A 21,777-nucleotide genomic window follows, 5' to 3' on the forward strand; every position below is an offset into this window, starting at 1 on the left:
TAGGCCCGGCAAGCGCAGCGCCGCCGGGCAATAGACATCTATGGGTTATTTACCGCCCGCCAGTTCAAGAAAACTGCCCGTCACATACGACGCTTTGTCGCTCAGCAGCCAGGCAATGGCCTGAGCAACCTCTTCCGGCTGGCCGCCGCGCTGCATCGGCAGCGAATTTTTTACCCGGTCCACGCGTCCCGGTTCGCCGCCGGAGGCGTGCATCTCGGTATAAATCAGCCCCGGACGCACGCCGTTCACCCGGATCCCTTGCGCCGCCACTTCCAGCGCCAGCCCGGTGGTCAGGGTATCTACCGCCCCTTTCGACGCGGCATAGTCAACGTACTCGCCCGGCGCGCCAAGGCGCGAGGCCGCCGACGACACGTTAACTATCGCCCCGCCCTTGCCGCCATGCCGATGCGCCATGCGCTTTACCGCCTCACGACAACAGAGGAAGTAGCCGGTGACGTTGGTGGCCAGCACGCGGTTAATACGCTCGGCGCTCAGGCTCTCCACCGTACATTGGGTAAACAGGATCCCGGCATTGTTGACCAATGCCGTCAACGGTTCGCCCATGCGGTCAACCGCCTCAAACATCGCCATCACCTGCGCTTCATCGCTGATATCCGCCCGCAGCGCCGTGGCTTTGCCGCCAGATTCAACAATGGTATTGACCACTTCGGTGGCGGCGTTAATGTTGTGATGATAATTAACCGCGACGGTATACCCTTCCTGCGCCAGCAGCAGCGCCGTCGCCCGGCCTATGCCGCGGCTCGCGCCGCTAATCAGAGCTATCGCCATACCTTCCCTCCAAAAAATAAAGGCGCCGCAGCGCCTTTAAAAGTTTAGCTAATTCACCACTTACTGGTATTCGCTCATCGGCACGCAGGAGCAGAACAGGTTGCGGTCGCCGTAGACATCATCCAGACGTTTCACCGTCGGCCAGTACTTGTTGTGCAACCCAGCCGGGAATACCGCCAGCTCGCGGCTGTACGGATGGTTCCACTCGCTCACCAGCTCACCCTGGGTGTGCGGCGCGTTCACCAGCGGGTTGTCTTCCAGCGGCCATTCACCGGCTTTGACGCGGTCGATTTCCGCGCGGATCGCCAGCATGGCGTCAATAAAGCGGTCCAGCTCTACCTTGCTTTCCGATTCTGTCGGCTCAACCATCAGCGTCCCGGCAACCGGGAAGGACATGGTCGGCGCATGGAAACCAAAGTCGATCAGGCGTTTAGCAATATCCAGCTCGCTAATGCCGGTCTCTTCTTTCAGCGGACGAATATCGAGAATACATTCGTGCGCCACGCGACCATCGCGGCCGGTATAGAGCACCGGGTAAGCCTCTTTCAGCCGGGTAGCGATATAGTTGGCGTTAAGGATCGCGTTCTGGCTCGCCTGCTTCAGGCCTTCCGCGCCCATCATGCGGATATACATCCAGCTGATCGGCAGAATGGAAGCGCTGCCGAACGGCGCGGCGGAAACCGCGCCCTGACGGGTCAGCATACCTTCAATCTGTACCACGCTGTGGCCCGGTACAAACGGCGCCAGGTGCGCTTTCACACCGATAGGGCCCATACCCGGACCGCCGCCGCCGTGCGGAATGCAGAAGGTTTTATGCAGGTTGAGGTGCGAAACGTCGGCGCCGATAAAGCCCGGAGAAGTGATCCCGACCTGGGCGTTCATGTTGGCGCCATCGAGATAAACCTGGCCGCCGAACTGGTGCACGATCTCGCACACTTCACGGATGGTCTCTTCATACACGCCGTGGGTTGACGGATAGGTGACCATGATGCAGGAGAGATTCGCCCCTGCCTGCTCTGCTTTTTCACGCAGGTCGGCAAGATCGATGTTGCCGTTTTTGTCGCAGGCAACGACCACGACCTGCATACCCGCCATCTGCGCGGAAGCCGGGTTGGTGCCGTGCGCGGAGCTTGGGATCAGGCAGATATCGCGATGGCCTTCGTTGCGGCTTTCGTGATAGTGGCGAATCGCCAGCAGGCCAGCATACTCGCCCTGCGCGCCGGAGTTCGGCTGCATACAGACGGCGTCATAGCCGGTCAGTTTCACCAGCCAGTCAGAAAGCTGGGCGATCATCTGATGATAACCTTCCGCCTGCTCGACCGGACAGAACGGGTGCAGCTCGGCAAATTCCGGCCAGGTGATCGGGATCATCTCCGCCGCGGCGTTCAGTTTCATGGTGCAGGAGCCCAGCGGGATCATCGCCTGGTTCAGCGCCAGATCTTTACGCTCCAGCGCATGCATGTAGCGCATCATCTCGGTTTCGCTATGGTAGCGGTTAAACACCGGATGGGTGAGGATCGCATCGTCGCGCAGCATCGCCGCCGGGATCGAACGGCTATCCAGCGCCACGTCTTTATCCAGGGTATCGATATCCAGACCGTGATCGTCGCCGACGATGGCGCGGAACAGGTTCAGCACATCTTCGCGGGTGGTCGCTTCATCGAGCGTAATGCCAACCGCGCCGTGAATATCGCTACGCAGATTAATCTGCAGCGCTTCGGCACGCGCCAGCACCGCAGCTTTATCCGCCACTTCGACGCACAGGGTATCGAAGTAGTGCGCATGACGCAGCTTCAGCCCTTTCTTCTGCAGGCCGTCGGCCAGAATATCGGTCAGGCGATGAATGCGGCCAGCGATACGTTTCAGGCCCGCCGGGCCGTGGAATACCGCGTAGAGGCTGGCGATGTTGGCCAGCAGAACCTGCGAGGTACAAATGTTGGAGTTCGCTTTCTCGCGGCGGATATGCTGCTCGCGAGTCTGCATCGCCATGCGCAGCGCGGTATTACCCGCCGCATCTTTCGATACGCCGATAATCCGGCCCGGCATGGAGCGTTTGAATTCATCTTTCGCCGCGAAGAAGGCCGCGTGCGGGCCGCCATAGCCCATCGGCACGCCGAAGCGTTGGGCGGAACCGAAGACAATATCCGCGCCCTGCTTGCCCGGCGCCGTCAGCAGCACCAGCGCCATAAAGTCGGCGGCGACGCTGACAATCACTTTGCGCGCTTTCAGCTCGGCGATCAGTTTGCTGTAATCGTGGATTTCACCGGTGGTGCCCACCTGCTGCAGCAGCACGCCAAAGACATCCTGGTGATCGAGCACTTTGTCGGCGTCATCGACGATCACGTCGAAGCCGAAAGTTTCCGCGCGGGTGCGCACCACGTCCAGGGTTTGCGGATGGACGTCGGCGGCAACGAAGAAACGGTTGGCGTTCTTCAGTTTACTGACGCGTTTGGCCATCGCCATCGCTTCGGCGGCGGCGGTGGCTTCATCAAGCAGCGAAGCGGAAGCGATATCCAGCCCGGTCAGATCCAGCGTGACCTGTTGGAAGTTGAGCAGCGACTCCAGACGGCCCTGGGAGACTTCCGGCTGGTAAGGGGTATAGGCGGTGTACCAGCCCGGGTTTTCCAGCATGTTGCGCTGAATGACCGGCGGCAGCTGCACGGCGGTGTAGCCCATGCCGATGTAAGACTTGAAGCGCTTGTTGCGACCGGCAATCGCCTTCAGCTCCGCCAGCGCGGCAAATTCGGTAGTCGCGTCGCCCACCTGCGGTGGGGTCGCCAGCTGGATATCCTGCGGCACAATCTGGCCAATCAGGGCGTTAAGCGAATCCGCGCCGACGGTCTTCAGCATCTCTTGCTGCTGCTGAGCGTCCGGGCCAATGTGACGTTCAATAAAGGCGTCGCGGTTTTCAAGCTGACTTAAAGTCTGAGTCATGAGCGATGGTTCCTGAAACGTGCGGTGAATCGTGATTGTCTGACTGGTTTGCCCGGCAAGCGCTGATGCTTACCGGGCCAGAATACGCAAAATCATTCGCGTTGCAGGAAGGCGGCGACACAGCGACTCCCCGGGAGCTTACAAAAGTAAGTGACCGGGGGGAGCCAGGAAGCCAACGCCCCTGCAGCGTGAAGGATGAAGCGTATTTATTCGTCTTCTAACAGAGCTTCATAAGCGGTCGCATCCAGCAGTGCGGCAACCTGCGCTTCGTCGCTGGCTTTAATTTTGAAGATCCAGCCGTCGCTGTACGGGTCGCTGTTGACCAGTTCCGGCGAGTCGTTCAGCTCTTCGTTGACGGCAACGATTTCACCGCTAATCGGCGCGTAGATATCAGAAGCCGCTTTCACGGATTCAGCAACCGCGCAATCAGCGCCCGCTTCAACGGTGGCACCCACTTCCGGCAGGTCAACGAAAACCATGTCGCCCAGCAGCTCCTGCGCATGCTCGGTGATCCCGACGGTATAGGTGCCGTCCGCTTCTTTACGCAGCCATTCGTGTTCTTTGCTGTATTTCAGTTCTGCTGGTACGTTGCTCATCAATTCATCTCCAAAAAAGGGAAATCACACAATGGCTTTGCCATTGCGTACAAAACCAGGTTTAGTCACTTTTACCGGCATTTCACGGTTACGAATTTGCACCACCGCGGTGTCGCCAATCCCGGCCGGTACGCGAGCCAGCGCGATGCTGTAGCCCAGGGTCGGCGAGAAGGTGCCGCTGGTGATAATGCCTTCTTTTTGATTACCGTCGCTATCGGTAAAACGGACCGGCAGGCCGCCGCGCAGGACGCCTTTCTCGGTCATCACCAGGCCAACCAGCTGCTCGGTGCCTTTTTCGCGCTGCATCTCCAGCGCTTCGCGACCGATAAAGTTACGATCGGCGGGCTCCCAGGCGATAGTCCAGCCCATGTTCGCCGCCAGCGGGGAGACGCCTTCGTCCATCTCCTGGCCATACAGGTTCATCCCGGCCTCCAGGCGTAGGGTGTCACGCGCGCCGAGACCGCACGGCTTAACGCCGGCATCCAGCAGACCGCGCCAGAAATCAGCCGCCTGCTCGTTCGGCATCGCAATTTCATAGCCCGCTTCGCCGGTATAACCGGTGGTGGCGATAAACAGGTCGCCGGACTGCACGCCAAAGAACGGCTTCATGCCTTCCACGGCCTGACGCTGCGCATCAGTAAACAGCGTTGCCGCCTTCGCTTTCGCCTGGGGGCCCTGCACCGCGATCAGCGACAGATCGTCGCGAACGGTAATTTCAAGGCCGTAAGGTTCAGCTTGTTCGGAGATCCAGGCGAGGTCTTTTTCGCGGGTGGCGGAGTTAACAACGAGGCGGAAATAATCTTCAGAAAGGAAATAGACAATCAGGTCATCGATGACGCCAGCGGAGGCGGTAAGCATTCCCGTGTAGAGCGCTTTGCCTGGGGTGGTCAGCTTCGCCACATCGTTGGCCAGCAAATAGCGCAAGAACTCGCGGATCCGGCTGCCGTGGAAATCGACGATGGTCATATGCGACACATCGAACATCCCTGCATCGCCGCGCACCGCATGGTGCTCATCAATCTGGGATCCGTAATGCAGCGGCATCATCCAGCCATGGAAATCCACCATGCGAGCGCCGCATAGCGTGTGTTGTTCATACAACGGAGTCTGTTGAGCCATCTTTTCCTCATCGAATAAAACGGAACCAGCCACGAGATTGTCGGCGATTTTGCGCCACGAAATTCGGCGACGGCACCGCTGACGGACGCCGACGCAAACGTTCTCTTTTGCCTGAACTTACCACCGAACCCGGCGCTAAACCATAAGCTCATTCAGGGCATCACATTAGCTTATGACTAAAATCCGCCGAAAAGCCTACAGAGTTATTGACTGGAAAAAAGCGATTTATGCCACATAAAATTAACATCAAGCTTTCATCGATAAGGTAATGATGGTGTTTTATGCGATTTTACGGGCCTAATTTCTTTAACAAAAAAAAGAGCGCATTAATAAAACTAATGCGAAAAAAGAGGTGAAATTAGAATATTTCAAATGAGGGAGAAAACCCGGCACGCAGGCCGGGTAAAAGAAGTGTGACGGGGTTAACGTAACCAGGCGGGGAGATCGTTGAGGCCCATCGCCTGACGAATCAGCTGCGGTTTTACGCCAGGCAGCGAATCGGCCAGTTTGAGCCCCATGTCGCGGAGGAATTTCTTCGCCGGATGGCTGCCGGAGAACATTTCGCGGAATCCCTGCATACCCGCCAGCATCAGCGCGGCGCTGTGTTTGCGGCTGCGCTCATAGCGGCGCAGGTACAAATGCTGGCCGATATCTTTCCCCTGCGCATGCAGGCGCCTCAACTCGTCGATAAGCTCGGCGGCGTCCATAAAGCCAAGGTTCACCCCCTGCCCGGCCAGCGGGTGGATGGTATGCGCGGCATCGCCGACCAGCGCCAGGCGGTGGGCGGCGAACTGACGGGCATAGCGGCCGGTCAGCGGGAAGACTTCACGTTCGCTTGCCAGCTGGCAGAGGCCGAGGCAATTATCGAAGGCGATATTCAGCGCCTGGTTGAAGGTGGCTTCATCAGCCTCCTGCATCCGCTTCGCTTCCGCTGGCGATAGCGACCAGACGATCGAGCACAGGTGCGGATCGCTGAGCGGCAGGAAGGCCAGAATACCCTCGCCATGGAACGCCTGGCGTGCCACCGCCTGATGCGGCTCAGCGGTGCGAATCGTCGCCACCAGCGCATGATGGTGGTAATCCCAGAAGGTCAGCGGAATATCGGCCTTATTACGCAGCCATGAATTCGCGCCATCAGCGCCCACCACCAACCTCGCGGTCAACATGCTGCCGTCCTGCAGGCTGAGAAAGGCTTCGTTTTCACCCCACGCCACCTGCTGTAGTTCCGCGGGCGCCAGCAGGGTGACGTCAGCGCAGCGCTGCGCTTTCTGCCACAATGCGTGATGCACCACGGCATTTTCAATAATATGGCCCAGATGGCTAAAGCCCATGCTCTGGTCATCGAAGCTAATGCGGCCGAAGCTGTCTTTGTCCCACACTTCCATACCGTGATAGCAGCTGGCACGCTGGGCGACGATCTCGCGCCAGACATCCAGCTTAGTCAGCAACTTTTCGCTGGCGGCATTGATCGCCGAAACGCGCAGCGCCGGCGGCGCATCGGCGGCCAGAGGCTGCGGCGCTGCTTTCTCCAGCACCGCGACGCGCAGGCCGCTGCCCTGTAAACCGCAGGCTACCGCCAGTCCCACCATTCCACCGCCAACAATGGCAACATCAACACTTTGCACGTTTTACTCCTTAACGGGGAACCCAACCGAGGGTACGCTGCGCCAGCGCATCGCGCGCCGGGGTAAATAAGTCCATGGCCATCAGACCGACGTTGCGCCCCGCCACCAGCGGCGCCCAACGGTTGGCAAACAGATGCACCAGCCCATCGGTGACACCGATAGTGGCGGCTTTATCACCTGCCCGCCGTGCCTGGTAGCGGCACAGCAGGGAATAATCGCCCACATCGTCGCGGGCCACATGCGCATCGGCAAGCATCTCCGCCAGGCTCATCACGTCGCGCAGGCCGAGGTTAAAGCCCTGCCCGGCGATCGGATGCAGCGTCTGCGCCGCATTACCGACCAGCGCCAGGCGATGCGACACCGCACGGGTGGCGGTGGTTAAGGCTAACGGATAGACGCTGCGCTTACCGGCATGGGTAATACGCCCTAGCCGCCAGCCGAATGCCTGCTGTAACGCCTGACAAAAACGTTCGTCAGACCAGCTCTGTACCTCGTCGCGCCGCGACTGCGGATGGCACCACACCAGCGAACAGCGCCCTTGCGACATCGGCAGCATCGCCAGCGGACCATGCTCGGTAAAGCGCTCGAAGGCGCGACCTTTGTGCGGCAACGCAGTGCTAACGTTAGCAATGATCGCTATCTGCTCATACGGCTGCTGCTGCCAGCTGATGCCGCAGTGAGCGCCCAGCGACGAACGGGAACCGTCCGCCGCCACCAGCAGCTTACCGTTGATGATTTCGCCGCCCTCAAGCGTAAGGCTGACGCTCTCCTCGTGGCGGCTGACCGCTTCCACTTTCGCCGGACAGTGCAGGGTGACGCCCGGCGCCTCGCGCAGCAGGCTAAACAGCCGCTGGCCGACATCGTGGAGTTCAACTACCTGCCCCAGCGCCGACAAGCCGTAATCGGCCGCCGCCAGGTTCACAAAACCAGCGTGACCACGGTCGCTGACGTGGACCCGCTGGATGGGCGTCGCTCGTTTAGCCAGGGTCTGCCAGATACCAATGCGCGCCAGCTGCTGGCAGGTACCGGCCGCCAGGGCAATTGCCCGATCGTCAAAACCGGGATGGCGTGACGAATGCGGATCCTGCGCCTCAATCAGATGGACCGGCAGGGCGCCGCCGGTCAAACGGGAGATGGCCAGCGCGAGCGTCGCCCCAGTCATCCCGCCGCCGACGATCAGCACGCTCATGACTGGCGCGCCGCCGCCATCAGCGCCTCGATCTCATCCGCCTTCTTCACCACGCTGGCGGTGAGATTTTCGTTGCCGTCTTCGGTAATGACGATGTCATCTTCAATACGAATGCCGATGCCGCGATATTGGGCCGGCACGTCGGCATCGGTGGCGATATACAGTCCCGGCTCGACGGTCAGCACCATTCCCGGTTCCAGTACCCGCGAACGGTCGGTGTCGTAATTACCGACATCGTGCACATCCAGACCCAACCAGTGGCTCAGGCCATGCATAAAGTACGGGCGGTGGGCGTTGTTGGCGATGAGCTCGTCAATCTCGCCTTTCAGGATCCCCAGCCGCACCAGGCCGGTAATCATAATGCGCACCACTTCCTGATTAACTTCATAAATGGAGGTGCCCGGACGATAAAGCTCCAGCGCGGTTTCCAGCGACTCCAGCACGATGTCGTAGATTTCACGCTGCGGTTTGCTGAATTTACCGTTAACCGGGAAGGTGCGGGTGATATCGCCCGCATAGCCGCGGTATTCGCAGCCGGCGTCAATCAGCACTAAATCGCCATCGCGCAGCTCGGATTCGTTTTCGGTGTAGTGCAGAATGCAGCCGTTTTCGCCGCCGCCAACGATGGTGTTATAGGACGGGAAACGCGCGCCGTGGCGGTTGAATTCATGGAGAATTTCGCCTTCCAGCTGATACTCGAACATGCCAGGGCGACATTTTTCCATCGCCCGGGTATGGGCAAGGGCGGAAATTTCGCCGGCGCGGCGCATCACTGCCAGCTCTTCCGCAGATTTAAACAGGCGCATCTCATGCACGATGGGCCGCCAGTCGATGACCGAGTTCGGCGCCTGCAGATTCTGGCGAGAGCCTTTGCGCAGTTTTTCGAGGGCGTTAAACACAATCTCATCGGCATAGGCATATTCACCCTGGGCGAAGTAGATAGCATCCAGGCCGTTGAGCAGCTGATACAGCTGCTGGTTGATTTCGCTAAACGCCAGCGCACGATCCACACCGAGCTTCGCCGGCGCGGCATCCTGGCCCAGACGGCGACCGAACCAGATCTCAGCGGTCAGATCGCGAACCCGGTTAAACAGCACGCTATGGTTGTGCGTTTCATCGCTTTTGATCAACACCAGCAGCGCTTCCGGTTCGTTGAAGCCGGTGAAGTACCAAAAATCGCTGTTCTGCCGGTAGGGATATTCCGAATCTGCGCTACGCACCGCTTCCGGTGCGGCGAAAATCAGCGCCGCGCTGCCTGGCTGCATCTGCGCCAGCAGCGCCTGGCGACGCGAGAGAAATTCCTGCTGAGTCATGACGCCCCCTGAACGAATTTTAGTTAGTGTAATGTCGGTTTGCGGACTTCCGGTGCGGTTGGCTGCTGACGAGAAAAAGTGTCGTGGCACAGCAGTGCGGCAACGCGGACATACTCGATAATCTCCTCCAGAGACATCTCCAGCTCTTCCTGATCTTCGTCTTCATCGTAGCCCAGCTGGGCAATATTACGCAGATCGTCAATCGCTTCCCCGGTCTCGTCTTTCACTTTATCCAGCTTCGGTTGGCTGACGCCAAGGCCGAGCAGGAAATGGTTGACCCAACCGGCGAGAGCGTCGGCGCGGTCGAAGACGCTTACCGCATCGCCTTCCGGTAGATACAGTTGAAAGAGGAAACCGTCGTCATCCAGTGAATCGCTGATGGCGGAATGCATGTTACGCAGCGCCTGGGCCAGTTCATGACCAAAGGCGAGCCCTTCGTTGGTCAGGTCGTGCACCAGCGGCAGCCAGCTGCTGTCCGTGTTGCCGCCGCACAGCAATCCGCTGATCAAACCGTGCATTTCGGCTGGGGTGAGGCCGACCCCTTGTTGGTTCAGTAACTGGTCTACATCGTTGTAACCAGGCATTTCGTTCTGTATAGACATGCGCATTCGTCATCGTTGGGAGGAATATTCATGATATGCTACCACTTTGGACCCTGGTGAACCAGAAAAGGGCTTGTATCCCTGCACCAGGGTAGCTATAGTGTCGCCCCTTCGCAGACCCAGGCTCGGATGTGAAGGCAGCGCAGTCAATCAGCAGGAAGGTGGCATGTCTGCACAACCCGTAGATCTCCAAATTTTCGGCCGTTCACTGCGAGTGAATTGCCCGCCTGAACAAAGGGATGCCCTGAATCAGGCAGCTGAAGACCTTAATCAGCGGTTGCAAGATTTAAAAGAACGCACTAGAGTCACAAATACTGAGCAGCTGGTCTTCATCGCCGCGTTGAACATCAGCTATGAGTTGACTCAGGAAAAAGCGAAGACCCGCGACTACGCTTCGAGCATGGAGCAGCGCATTCGGATGCTTCAGCAGACCATTGAACAGGCATTGCTTGAGCAAGGTCGCATAAGCGAAAGACCAGGGTCAAAGTTTGAATAACACTTTGCAGTTAACTGTGTTAGAGTAATTCCAGAACAAAATTTCTCTGAGATGTTTGCAAGCGGGCCAGTCCCCTGAGCCGATATTTCATACCACAAGAATGTGGCGCTCCACGGTTGGTGAGCATGCTCGGTTCGTCCGAGAAGCCTTAAAACTGTGACGACACATTCACCTTGAACCAAGGGTTCAAGGGTTACAGCCTGCGGCGGCATCTCGGAGATTCCCTTCTTTAGTTCGCATTATCCCAACACTCCTGTTTTCGGCTGCTGCCGCCCTGTATTACACTTCCTCGTACTGTTTCGCTTGCTCGTAATGAGACCTGTATGACCCTACAGCCTGATATCCCGCTCTCCAGACAGCATATTCGCCAGCAGATCCGCGAGCGTCGCCGCGCGCTCAGCCCGGAGCAACAGCGCCTGTTTGCCCAACAGGCCGCCGAGCGGATGATGGCCTGGCCGCCGGTCGTACTCGCTCATACCGTGGCGCTGTTCCTCTCCTTTGACGGCGAGCTGGACACCCAGCCGCTAATTGACCAGCTATGGCGCGCCGGCAAACGGGTGTATCTGCCGGTGCTGCATCCGTTTAGCCCCGGAAACCTGTTGTTTTTACACTACCATCCACAGAGCCAACTGATAGTGAATCGCCTGAAAATCCGCGAACCGAAGCTCGATGTGCGGGACGTGCTGCCGCTCGCTGAACTCGATGTGCTGGTGACCCCGCTGGTGGCCTTCGATGTCAGTGGCCAACGGCTGGGAATGGGCGGCGGTTTTTACGACCGGACGCTGCAAAACTGGCAGCAGTATCGCCTGCAGCCGGTAGGCTACGCGCACGACTGCCAGCAGGTGGATAGCCTGCCAAGCGAACAGTGGGATATCCCGTTACCAGCGGTGATCACCCCGGGAAAAACCTGGAGTTGGTCGGTACGCGAGGACGAGAATTTCAGCCTGGAAAGTATTAACAAAAAAACGGGCAGGTACTCGTCCTGCCCGAGAGGCAAAAATAATTAGAACAGCAGACGGGCGCGGATAGTCCCCGGGATCGCTTTCATTGCCTGCAGCGCCTGCTGGGCAACATCTTCTTCCGCTTCAATATCAATAACCACGTAGCCCATCTGCGGCGACGTTTGCAGATACTGCGCGGCAATGTTGATGCTCTGCGCGGCGAAGATCTGGTTGATGGCGGTCAGGACGCCCGGCCGGTTCTCATGGATATGCAGCAGACGGCGGCCGCCATGCAGCGGCAGAGAAACTTCCGGGAAGTTAACTGCCGACAGGGTTGACCCGTTGTCAGAGTACTTCGCCAGCTTACCAGCCACTTCCAGACCGATGTTCTCCTGCGCTTCCTGGGTCGAACCGCCGATATGCGGAGTCAGGATCACGTTATCAAACTCGCACAGTGGCGAAGTGAAGGGGTCGCTGTTGGTGGCGGGTTCTGTCGGGAAGACGTCGATAGCCGCCCCGGCCAGATGCTTACTCGCCAGCGCATCGCATAGCGCCGGAATATCCACCACGGTACCGCGGGAGGCGTTGATCAGCAGCGCGCCCGGCTTCATCAGCGCCAGCTCTTCCGCACCCATCATGTTTTTGGTGGAGGTGTTTTCCGGCACGTGCAGGCTGACCACATCGCTCATGTTCAGCAGGTCGGAGAGATGCTGAACCTGGGTGGCGTTGCCGAGCGGCAGTTTATTTTCAATATCATAGAAGAAGACATGCATCCCCAGCGATTCCGCCAGAATGCCGAGCTGGGTACCGATATGGCCGTAACCGATAATCCCCAGTTTCTTGCCGCGCGCTTCAAAGCTGCCGACTGCCAGCTTATTCCATACGCCGCGATGCGCCTTGGCGTTGGCTTCCGGCACGCCGCGCAGCAGCAGCAGCAGCTCACCGATGACCAGCTCGGCCACCGAACGGGTATTCGAGAATGGCGCGTTAAACACCGGAATACCGCGCTTCGCGGCGGCGTTCAGATCGACCTGGTTGGTACCGATGCAGAAGCAACCCACGGCAACCAGTTTTTCCGCCGCGGCGAAAATCTCTTCAGTCAGATGGGTACGGGAACGCAGGCCGATGAAATGGGCATCACGGATCGACGCTTTCAGCTGTTCGGAGTCCAGCGCGCCTTTATGAAATTCAATGTTGGTGTAACCTGCTGCGCGAAGGCTATCGATTGCCTTTTGATGCACACCTTCAACCAGCAGAAATTTAATCTTGTCTTTTTCCAGTGATACCTTAGCCATTTCCCCGTCCTGTTTTGTCTTAACTGATGTCGTGCTGAACGAAAGTTCGTCTCAGCAACATATCAAAAAAAACTATCGCGGCAATATGAACGTTTGCGTCGCCGTCCTGAAGAAATGTCATCCAGAGGGAAATGACAGGACAAAACACCAGAAAGAAGATTAATGGTAGCGTGTTAATCAGAATGGTTGCATAAATGTGACAGAAGTCACCAAATTGCACCAGGTGAAAAAATATTTGCAAGGGAGCCGACTGGCTCCCTGCGGACAGACTATTTTACGATGGTTTTCACGCCATCGGCCGTACCGATCAGTGCCACGTCGGCCCCGCGGTTGGCGAACAGCCCTACGGTCACGACGCCAGGGATGCCATTGATGGCATTCTCCAGCGCGACAGCATCAAGAATTTCCAGACCATGCACGTCCAGGATGACGTTGCCGTTATCGGTCACCACGCCCTGACGGTACTCCGGACGACCGCCCAGCTTGACCAGTTGACGCGCGACGGCGCTGCGCGCCATCGGAATGACTTCAACCGGCAGCGGGAATGCGCCGAGAATATCAACCTGCTTGGAGGCATCGGCGATGCAGATAAATTTATCGGCGACCGAAGCGATAATCTTCTCACGGGTCAGCGCCGCGCCGCCGCCTTTGATCATTTGCATATGGCCGTTGATCTCATCCGCGCCATCAACATAGATCCCCAGGCGATCGACACTGTTGAGATCGAAGACGGGGATCCCGAGGCTTTTGAGCTTTTCGGTAGAGGCAACGGAGCTGGAGACCGCGCCTTCAATCTGCCCCTTCATCGTGCCCAGCGCGTCAATAAAATGGGCCGCCGTCGAGCCGGTGCCTACGCCGACAATGGTCCCTGGCTGTACGTATTGCAGCGCCGCCCAACCTACTGCTTTTTTCAGTTCATCCTGCGTCATAATTATGGTCCGAGATGTGAATGCCTGTGGCGCATTATAGAACATCGACAGTGGAAATGTCCCTGCGATGCAGATCACACAACTGAGCAGACCAATTTCGTCTGTATCAAATAAAAATTTATGTCATAGTGCGAGATAACGATTAGTTATGGGGGCACGCCAGAATAATGAAACGACCGGACTACAGGACACTACAAGCGCTGGATGCGGTGATTAGGGAACGAGGATTTGAGCGCGCCGCGCAGAAGCTATGTATTACCCAGTCCGCCGTCTCACAGCGTATTAAGCAGCTGGAAAATATGTTCGGTCAACCGCTGCTGGTGCGCACCGTGCCGCCACGCCCCACCGAGCAGGGGCAAAAGCTGCTGGCCCTGTTACGCCAGGTTGAACTGCTGGAAGAAGAGTGGCTGGGCGACGAGCAGACCGGCTCCACGCCGCTGCTGTTGTCGCTGGCGGTGAACGCCGACAGTCTGGCCACCTGGCTGCTGCCGGCGCTGGCCAATGTTCTGTCAGACTCCCCTATTCGTCTTAACCTGCAGGTGGAAGATGAAACCCGCACCCAGGAGCGCTTGCGCCGTGGGGAAGTGGTGGGCGCAGTGAGTATCCAGCCGCAGGCGCTGCCAAGCTGTCTGGTGGATCAGCTCGGCGCGCTCGATTACCTGTTTGTCGCCTCAAAAGAGTTTGCGCAACGCTATTTCCCGAACGGCGTGACGCGTTCTGCGCTGCTGAAAGCGCCAGTCGTCGCCTTTGATCATCTGGACGATATGCATCAGGCGTTCCTGCAGCAAAACTTCGACCTGCCGCCGGGTAGCGTCCCCTGCCACATCGTTAACTCATCAGAAGCCTTCGTGCAGCTGGCGCGCCAGGGCACTACCTGCTGTATGATCCCGCATCTGCAAATCGAAAAAGAGCTGAAAAGCGGCGAGCTTATTGACCTCACGCCCGGTCTGTTCCAGCGTCGTATGCTGTACTGGCACCGCTTTGCGCCGGAAAGCCGCATGATGCGCCGGGTGACCGATGCGCTTATTGATTACGGCCACAAAGTGCTGCGTCAGGATTAAATCCCCGGCATAAAAAAAGCCACTTCCCGGAAGTGGCTTTTTTGTTTCTATCGCTTACTGCGCTGGTTTCGGCTCTTCCGCCGGTTTCGCCGGCGCGGCTGGCGCGGCGGCCTGAGCTGGCTGCAGCTCAAAGACCACGTCAACCTGGTCGTCAAACTGGATAGTCGCCTGCTCGTAGGTTTCCTGGGCTGAAACCGGCGCAGCGTCAGCGGCCTTCATCATACGCACCATCGGGCTCGGCTGATAGTTGGAGACGTGGTAGCGCACGCTGTAGACCGGCCCCAGCTTGCTGTGGAAGCCAGCCGCCAGCTCCTGTGCCTGATGCACCGCGTCATCGATCGCCGCTTTACGCGCCTTATCCTTGTAGGCATCCGGTTGCGCAACGCCCAGCGAAACGGAGCGGATTTCGTTCAGTCCCGCCTTCAGCGCGCCGTCCAGCAGGCCGTTAAGTTTATCCAGCTGGCGCAACGTCACTTCCACGGTGCGCACCGCCCGATAGCCTTTGAGAATGCTTTTCCCGTTCTGATAGTCATAATCAGGCTGGGTACGCAGATTCGCAGAGCTAATGTCTTTTTTCGCGATACCACTCTTTTCAAGGAAAGAGAGATACTGCGCGACGCGATCGTCTGCCTGCTTTTTCGCCGATGCGGCATCTTTCGCCGCGACGTTCACTTCGATCGCCAGGGTGGCAATATCCGGAACCGCGGCAACGCTTGCTGTGCCTGAAGTCACAATGTGCGGACCGTCTGGCAATTCGTTTGCCTGTGCCGCCATTGTGCTAAATCCGAGTGCTGCCGCCAGGGCTAAGACTTTTAACTTCACTGTCGTTTCTCCATGTTACTTAAATCGCCCTTACGGGACGCATGCCAGCAAGCTTAGCGCGTACAGCAGGAAAGTCCATCGGACAACGCTTAGTTGAGCAACGCCAGGATATGGCCGACGCCCTCTTTTGCCAGCTGAAATGCAATAAACCACATGACGGCGCCGACCACAATATTGATGATCCGCTGGGCTTTGGCGGTACGCAGCCGCGGCGCCAGCCAGGCGGCTAACAGCGCCAGGCCAAAGAACCACAGGAAAGAGGCGCTAATGGTCCCCAGCGCAAACCAGCGCTTCGGCTCCACCGCCAGCTGCCCTCCCAGGCTGCCCAGCACCACAAAGGTATCCAGGTAAACATGCGGGTTCAGCCAGGTGACCGCCAGCATAGTTATAATGATTTTCCAGCGCCCCTGCTGCATCACCTCGGCGCTGGCGAGCTCAAGATTCTGACTGAACGCCGTTTTCAGTGCGCCGAAGCCATACCACAACAAAAAGGCCACGCCGCCCCAGGTCACTATCGCCAGCAGCCATGGGGATTGCATCAGCAGCGCGCTACCGCCAAAAATACCGGCGCAGATCAACAGCAAGTCGCTGACCGCGCACAGCAGGGCAATCATCAGGTGATACTGACGACGGATCCCCTGATTCATCACAAAAGCATTTTGCGGGCCAAGCGGCAAAATCATTGCCGCTCCCAGGGCAAGGCCCTGAAAGTAATAGGTAAACATAAGGATTTTTCCGCTGTGTTCGAGAGTGGCGCTGACTATAACGCGAATGGATTATTAGCGGAAATTGAAAGTATTAATCATTAATAAGCTAAGCTAATAGTGAGCCATTAAAAAAGGCCGGCATGGCCGGCCTGACTCTGTCAGTGATGATTTACTCTGCTTTTTCCGGCAGTTGTACCACATGAACATCCATCTGCGGATACGGGAAACTGATGCCGTTAGCGTCGAAATCACGCTTAATACGCTCCAGCACGTCCCAGTAGACGTTTTGCAGATCGCTGCTTTTGCTCCACACGCGAACCACGAAGTTCACCGATGAGGCGCCAAGTTCGTTCAGGCGTACGGTCATTTCGCGATCGCGCAGAATACGATCGTCAGATTCGATAATCGAGGTCAGCAGCTGCTTCACCTTGTCGATATCAGCATCGTAGGATACGCCAATGATAAACTCATTGCGGCGCGCCGGTTCGCGGGAGAAGTTAATGATGTTGCCGGCGATGATTTTGCCATTCGGCACCACCACGATTTTGCCATCTGCGGTACGCAGGGTGGTGGAGAAAATCTGCACGTTCTGCACGGTGCCGGCGATACCGCCGAGATCGACATATTCACCCGCGCGGAACGGGCGGAACATCACCAGTAGTACGCCTGCGGCAAGGTTCGACAGCGATCCCTGCAGTGCTAAACCCACCGCCAAACCGGCGGCACCCAGCACAGCAATGACCGAGGCGGTCTGCACGCCTACCCGGCCCAGGGCGGCAATCAGGGTGAAGGCGATAACCGCGTAACGCACCAGCGCCGAGAGAAAATCAGCAACGGTGGCATCAATCTTACGCGCCAGCATCAGGCGGTTGACGGTGTTAGAGACGATGCGCGCCACGATCATCCCGATGACCAGGATAACGATCGCCGCCACGATGTTGACGGCATAGCTCAGCAGCAGCTCCTGGTTGCGTGCCAGCCACGTCCCGGCGTTGTTGATGCTATCGACAACGTTCAAATCTTCCATTTAACATTCCTTATGAATCCCCGAACGGGGAAGTAAATAACTCAGCCTGCAACAGGGCAGTCAGGTTATAGGGTAAACAATAAGTGCACGTTTTGCCAAATGGATCACATTTTTCCTGCACGCTATCCTGTTGTTAAAGTAATAAAAAAGCCCGCATTGCTGCGGGCTTCAGGGTAAGAAACAGATTTTTCTTACAGAACGTCGATCGCGTTCAGCTCTTTAAATGCCTGCTCCAGACGGGTCACCATGGAAGTCTGTGCAGCACGCAGCCATACGCGCGGATCGTAGTATTTCTTGTTCGGCTGGTCTTCGCCTTTCGGGTTGCCCAGCTGGCCCTGCAGGTAAGCTTCGTTAGTTTTGTAGTACTGCAGGATACCGTCCCAGGTCGCCCATTGGGTGTCGGTATCGATGTTCATTTTCACTACGCCGTAGCTGACGGAGTCTTTGATTTCCTGAGCGGAAGAACCGGAACCGCCGTGGAAGACGAAGTTCAGGCTGTTGTGCGGCAGGTTGTGTTTCTTGGAAACATATTCCTGAGAGTCGCGCAGGATGGTCGGAGTCAGAACCACGTTACCCGGTTTGTACACGCCGTGTACGTTACCGAAGGAAGCGGCAATGGTGAAGCGCGGGCTGATTTTGCTCAGCTCGGTGTAGGCGTAATCCACATCTTCCGGCTGAGTGTACAGGGCGGAAGCGTCCATGTGGCTGTTGTCCACGCCGTCTTCTTCGCCGCCGGTGCAACCCAGTTCGATTTCCAGGGTCATGTCCATTTTGGCCATGCGCGCCAGGTATTTAGAGCAGATTTCGATGTTTTCGTGCAGGGACTCTTCAGACAGGTCGATCATGTGAGAAGAGAACAGCGGTTTACCGGTAGCGGCGAAGTGTTTTTCACCGGCGTCCAGCAGACCGTCGATCCACGGCAGCAGTTTCTTCGCGCAGTGGTCAGTGTGCAGGATAACCGGCACGCCGTAGTGCTCAGCCATCTGGTGCACGTGGTGCGCGCCAGAGATAGCGCCGAGGATAGCAGCACCCTGAGGAACGTCAGTTTTCACGCCTTTACCTGCGATGAACGCGGCGCCGCCGTTAGAGAACTGAACGATAACCGGAGAGCGAACTTTCGCAGCAGCTTCCAGAACGGCGTTGATGGAGTCAGTACCTACGCAGTTTACCGCCGGCAGTGCAAAGTTGTTTTCTTTCGCTACCTGGAACACTTTCTGAACGTCGTCGCCAGTGATGACGCCCGGTTTTACGAAATCAAAAATTTTAGACATGTTACTTAGTCCTGTATCTGTATCTTCGACCGTTGAAGAAGGTTCGCGAGCCCTTAAGCGCGCTGAAAAACAGGCGGGTTTCCCCGCCTGAACTGAATTACTGCTTAGCGCGCTCTTCGAGCATCGCTACTGCCGGCAGGACTTTGCCTTCGACGAATTCAAGGAATGCGCCGCCGCCAGTGGAGATGTAGGAGATTTTGTCAGCGATGCCGAACAGGTCGATCGCTGCCAGGGTGTCACCGCCGCCGGCGATGGAGAAACCTTCGCTGTCCGCGATAGCGTTAGCCACGATTTCAGTCCCTTTACGGAAGTTCGGGAATTCGAATACGCCAACCGGGCCGTTCCACAGGATGGTTTTGGCGTTTTTCAGGATGTCGGCCAGTTTCTGTGCGGAAACGTCGCCAAGGTCCAGAATCTGCTCGTCATCTTTGATGTCGTTAACAGATTTCAGGGTTGCCGTTGCGGTTTCGGAGAACTCGGTCGCCACGCGAACGTCCGTCGGAACCGGGATATCACAGGTGCTCAGCAGGCGCTTAGCTTCATCAACCAGGTCTGCTTCGTACAGGGATTTACCGACGTTGTGGCCCTGGGCAGCAACGAAGGTGTTGGCGATACCGCCGCCGACGATCAGCTGGTCAGCGATTTTAGACAGGGAATCCAGCACGGTCAGTTTGGTGGACACTTTAGAACCACCCACGATAGCGACCATCGGACGAGCCGGCTCTTTCAGCGCTTTACCCAGCGCGTCCAGTTCAGCGGCCAGCAGCGGGCCTGCGCACGCCACGTCAGCAAATTTGCCGATGCCGTGGGTGGAAGCCTGCGCGCGGTGCGCAGTACCGAAAGCATCCATCACGAACACGTCGCACAGCGCGGCGTATTTTTTGGACAGCGCTTCGTCGTCTTTTTTCTCGCCTTTGTTGAAGCGAACGTTTTCCAGAACCACCAGCTCACCGGCAGCCACTTCCACGCCATCCAGGTAGTCTTTAACCAGACGTACCGGGTTGGACAGTTTGTCTTTCAGGTAATTAACAACCGGCAGCAGAGAGAATTCTTCGTTGTACTCGCCTTCGGTCGGACGACCCAGGTGAGAAGTAACCATGACTTTCGCGCCCTGCTTCAGCGCCAGTTCAATGGTCGGCAGAGATGCACGGATACGTGCGTCGCTGGTTACTTTCCCGTCTTTAACTGGTACGTTCAGATCCGCACGGATAAAAACGCGTTTACCAGCCAGATCCAGATCGGTCATCTTAATTACAGACATGGTGAATCCTCTCGTTGATTCATAAAGTTTTGTCGACGTTTATGCGTCGAACCTGAAACCAATAGCCGCCATCGCTAACGTCGTGTCGAGCATTCGGTTAGCAAAGCCCCATTCGTTATCGCACCAGACCAGCGTTTTGATCAGATGCGCGCCACTGACCCGGGTTTGCGTGCCATCAACAATAGCACTGTGCGGATCGTGGTTAAAATCTGTCGAGACCAACGGTAATTCCGTATAGTCAACTATACCATGAAATGCACCTTGTGCTGCTTTTTGCAGCAACTGGTTGACTTCACATGCTTTTACCGGTTTTTTCACCGTCACGCTCAGGTCAATTGCCGTCACGTTTATCGTCGGCACCCGCACGGCAATCGCTTCAAAACGGTCATTAAACTGCGGGAAAATACGGGTGATCCCTGCCGCCAGTTTGGTATCCACCGGAATGATCGACTGGCTGGCCGCGCGGGTACGCCGCAGATCCGGATGGTAGGCGTCAATCACCTGCTGGTCATGCATCGCCGAATGAATGGTGGTGACGGTGCCGGACTCAATGCCATAGGCATCATCTAACAGTTTAATGATCGGAATAATGCAGTTGGTGGTGCAGGAGGCGTTGGAGACAATGCGGTGCTCGGCGCCGAGCTCATCCTGATTGACGCCATAGACCACCGTCGCGTCGAGATCGTTGCCGCCAGGATGGGAGAAGAGCACTTTCTTCGCGCCAGCCTGCAGATGGGCTTCGCCGTGTTCACGACTCCCGTATACGCCGGTGCAGTCGAGCACCACGTCTACCGCCAGCTCGCGCCACGGCAGCGCCGCAATGGTCGGCTCGTGTAGCAGGCGGATGGCATCATCGCCAACAAACAGCTGTTCGCGCTCCTGACGGACATCCCAGGCGAAGCGGCCATGGCTGGTATCATATTTCAACAAATGCGCGATCCCTGCCGCATCCGCCAGCTCATTGATTGCCACCACGGTGATTTCCGCACGACGCCCGGACTCATATAGCGCACGAACCACGTTGCGTCCAATACGACCGAAGCCATTAATCGCGATGCGAATGGTCATAGATCTCCTGCAAGGCTGACCCTTTTTTGAGGTGGCTGACAGAGTAATCCAGCAACGCTCTGAGGGGAACCTTACCAGCTGCAAACTGCGACTGATTGATTAATTGTCGAACATTTAAACGACTGAAACGCTTCAGCTAGAATAAGCGAAACAAGGAATAAAAGGAATGTTTGTCCAGCGCAATAAACCAGCTATATGACTTGTGTCACATTTCTTTTGGAATAATTCACAGGGTGGTTACATGTTCGAAGAATAGTGCATACAAAAAGCCGGGTGGCGAGGTAACAGCAAAACGGTAACCCAGGGGTTACCGTTTTTGGTGTTTGCACCCTCTCCTGTGGGAGAGGGTTGGGGTGAGGGCATCAGCCCGCACCGTACCAGCCATTACAGCAGCGCTTTCGCTTTAGCGACCACGTTGTCGACGGTGAAGCCGAACTCTTCGAACAGCTGCTCAGCCGGCGCAGACTCACCGAAGGTGGTCATGCCAACGATAGCGCCGTTCAGGCCAACGTATTTGAACCAGTAGTCCGCGATACCGGCTTCTACCGCGACGCGGGCAGAAACGGCTTTCGGCAGTACGGATTCACGATAAGCGGCATCCTGCTTGTCGAACGCGTCGGTGGACGGCATGGAGACCACGCGCGCCTTCACGCCTTCGGCAGTCAGTTTGTCCCACGCGGCAACCGCCAGCTCTACTTCTGAACCGGTGGCGATGAAGATCAGCTCCGGCTG

At 57.2% G+C, this 21,777-nt stretch carries 19 protein-coding genes, 1 other RNA gene and 1 pseudogene; 4 read left to right on the forward strand and 17 right to left on the reverse strand.

Features of this window, described 5'->3' with window-relative positions; genetic code table 11:
• Positions 1-45: 45 nt before the first annotated feature.
• From HMPREF3096_RS09510 to HMPREF3096_RS09545, 8 genes are all read right to left on the reverse strand, one after another.
• Positions 46-789, reverse strand: coding sequence for an SDR family oxidoreductase (locus HMPREF3096_RS09510; RefSeq protein ID WP_008806437.1), 744 nt, complete (start codon positions 787-789; stop codon positions 46-48).
• Positions 790-849: 60 nt separating this feature from the next.
• On the reverse strand, positions 850-3,723 hold the full coding sequence (gene gcvP, locus HMPREF3096_RS09515; protein WP_012540583.1) for an aminomethyl-transferring glycine dehydrogenase: 2,874 nt from the start codon (positions 3,721-3,723) through the stop codon (positions 850-852).
• A 206-nt stretch (positions 3,724-3,929) separates the two neighbouring features.
• The gene (gcvH, locus tag HMPREF3096_RS09520; protein WP_008806439.1) at positions 3,930-4,319 is read right to left on the reverse strand and encodes a glycine cleavage system protein GcvH; all 390 of its coding nucleotides are present in this window, start codon (positions 4,317-4,319) and stop codon (positions 3,930-3,932) included.
• Between the two features lie 24 nt (positions 4,320-4,343).
• The gene (gcvT, locus tag HMPREF3096_RS09525) at positions 4,344-5,438 is read right to left on the reverse strand and encodes a glycine cleavage system aminomethyltransferase GcvT (protein ID WP_008806440.1); all 1,095 of its coding nucleotides are present in this window, start codon (positions 5,436-5,438) and stop codon (positions 4,344-4,346) included.
• A gap of 422 nt (positions 5,439-5,860) precedes the next feature.
• Complete coding sequence (ubiI, locus tag HMPREF3096_RS09530; RefSeq protein ID WP_012540581.1) at positions 5,861-7,063, reverse strand: FAD-dependent 2-octaprenylphenol hydroxylase; 1,203 nt, start codon at positions 7,061-7,063, stop codon at positions 5,861-5,863.
• Positions 7,064-7,073: 10 nt separating this feature from the next.
• Entirely contained in the window at positions 7,074-8,252 is a 1,179-nt protein-coding gene (gene ubiH / locus HMPREF3096_RS09535; protein WP_032731239.1) for a 2-octaprenyl-6-methoxyphenyl hydroxylase, read from the reverse strand.
• Positions 8,249-9,565, reverse strand: a complete 1,317-nt coding sequence (pepP, locus tag HMPREF3096_RS09540; RefSeq protein WP_008806443.1) for a Xaa-Pro aminopeptidase — start codon at positions 9,563-9,565, stop codon at positions 8,249-8,251. The genes ubiH and pepP overlap by 4 nt, the downstream gene beginning before the upstream one ends.
• A gap of 23 nt (positions 9,566-9,588) precedes the next feature.
• Positions 9,589-10,167: a YecA/YgfB family protein gene (locus tag HMPREF3096_RS09545; RefSeq protein WP_008806444.1), complete on the reverse strand. Its 579-nt coding sequence runs from the start codon at positions 10,165-10,167 to the stop codon at positions 9,589-9,591.
• Positions 10,168-10,333: 166 nt separating this feature from the next.
• On the opposite strand from HMPREF3096_RS09545, the gene zapA reads away from it, so the two are divergent.
• From zapA to HMPREF3096_RS09560, 3 genes and pseudogenes are all read left to right on the forward strand, one after another.
• Positions 10,334-10,663 (forward strand): cell division protein ZapA, encoded by a 330-nt coding sequence (gene zapA / locus HMPREF3096_RS09550; RefSeq protein WP_004205298.1) that lies wholly within the window; start codon positions 10,334-10,336, stop codon positions 10,661-10,663.
• A 40-nt stretch (positions 10,664-10,703) separates the two neighbouring features.
• Positions 10,704-10,887: non-coding RNA, 6S RNA (gene ssrS, locus HMPREF3096_RS09555), on the forward strand.
• Positions 10,888-10,986: 99 nt separating this feature from the next.
• Positions 10,987-11,580, forward strand: a pseudogene (locus HMPREF3096_RS09560) (5-formyltetrahydrofolate cyclo-ligase); the annotation flags it as partial.
• A gap of 86 nt (positions 11,581-11,666) precedes the next feature.
• On the opposite strand, the gene serA reads toward HMPREF3096_RS09560, so the two are convergent.
• A complete protein-coding gene (gene serA / locus HMPREF3096_RS09565) occupies positions 11,667-12,899 on the reverse strand; it encodes a phosphoglycerate dehydrogenase (protein WP_032731240.1) in 1,233 nt (410 codons plus the stop codon).
• Between the two features lie 269 nt (positions 12,900-13,168).
• Complete coding sequence (gene rpiA / locus HMPREF3096_RS09575) at positions 13,169-13,828, reverse strand: ribose-5-phosphate isomerase RpiA (protein ID WP_070544402.1); 660 nt, start codon at positions 13,826-13,828, stop codon at positions 13,169-13,171.
• Positions 13,829-13,995: 167 nt separating this feature from the next.
• Between rpiA and argP the strand changes: the two genes are divergently transcribed.
• A complete protein-coding gene (argP, locus tag HMPREF3096_RS09580; protein ID WP_008806448.1) occupies positions 13,996-14,889 on the forward strand; it encodes a DNA-binding transcriptional regulator ArgP in 894 nt (297 codons plus the stop codon).
• Positions 14,890-14,943: 54 nt separating this feature from the next.
• Here argP and HMPREF3096_RS09585 read toward each other — a convergent pair whose 3' ends face one another.
• The 7 genes from HMPREF3096_RS09585 to HMPREF3096_RS09615 all read right to left on the reverse strand — a co-directional run.
• Positions 14,944-15,711 carry an oxidative stress defense protein gene (locus HMPREF3096_RS09585; RefSeq protein WP_012967233.1) on the reverse strand — a complete coding sequence of 256 codons (768 nt, stop codon included), beginning with the start codon at positions 15,709-15,711 and terminating at the stop codon, positions 14,944-14,946.
• An 89-nt stretch (positions 15,712-15,800) separates the two neighbouring features.
• Complete coding sequence (gene argO / locus HMPREF3096_RS09590; protein WP_008806450.1) at positions 15,801-16,436, reverse strand: arginine exporter ArgO; 636 nt, start codon at positions 16,434-16,436, stop codon at positions 15,801-15,803.
• Positions 16,437-16,587: 151 nt separating this feature from the next.
• Positions 16,588-17,445 (reverse strand): small-conductance mechanosensitive channel MscS, encoded by an 858-nt coding sequence (locus tag HMPREF3096_RS09595; RefSeq protein ID WP_012967232.1) that lies wholly within the window; start codon positions 17,443-17,445, stop codon positions 16,588-16,590.
• A gap of 191 nt (positions 17,446-17,636) precedes the next feature.
• On the reverse strand, positions 17,637-18,716 hold the full coding sequence (fbaA, locus tag HMPREF3096_RS09600) for a class II fructose-bisphosphate aldolase (RefSeq protein ID WP_008806452.1): 1,080 nt from the start codon (positions 18,714-18,716) through the stop codon (positions 17,637-17,639).
• Between the two features lie 97 nt (positions 18,717-18,813).
• A complete protein-coding gene (gene pgk / locus HMPREF3096_RS09605) occupies positions 18,814-19,977 on the reverse strand; it encodes a phosphoglycerate kinase (RefSeq protein ID WP_008806453.1) in 1,164 nt (387 codons plus the stop codon).
• A gap of 39 nt (positions 19,978-20,016) precedes the next feature.
• The gene (gene epd / locus HMPREF3096_RS09610; RefSeq protein WP_032731243.1) at positions 20,017-21,045 is read right to left on the reverse strand and encodes an erythrose-4-phosphate dehydrogenase; all 1,029 of its coding nucleotides are present in this window, start codon (positions 21,043-21,045) and stop codon (positions 20,017-20,019) included.
• A gap of 384 nt (positions 21,046-21,429) precedes the next feature.
• A partial coding sequence (locus HMPREF3096_RS09615; RefSeq protein ID WP_323807204.1) for a transketolase-like TK C-terminal-containing protein occupies positions 21,430-21,777 on the reverse strand: 348 nt, incomplete at its 5' end.

It is taken from the genome of Klebsiella sp. HMSC25G12 (assembly GCF_001807705.1).
GTDB lineage: Bacteria > Pseudomonadota > Gammaproteobacteria > Enterobacterales > Enterobacteriaceae > Klebsiella > Klebsiella variicola.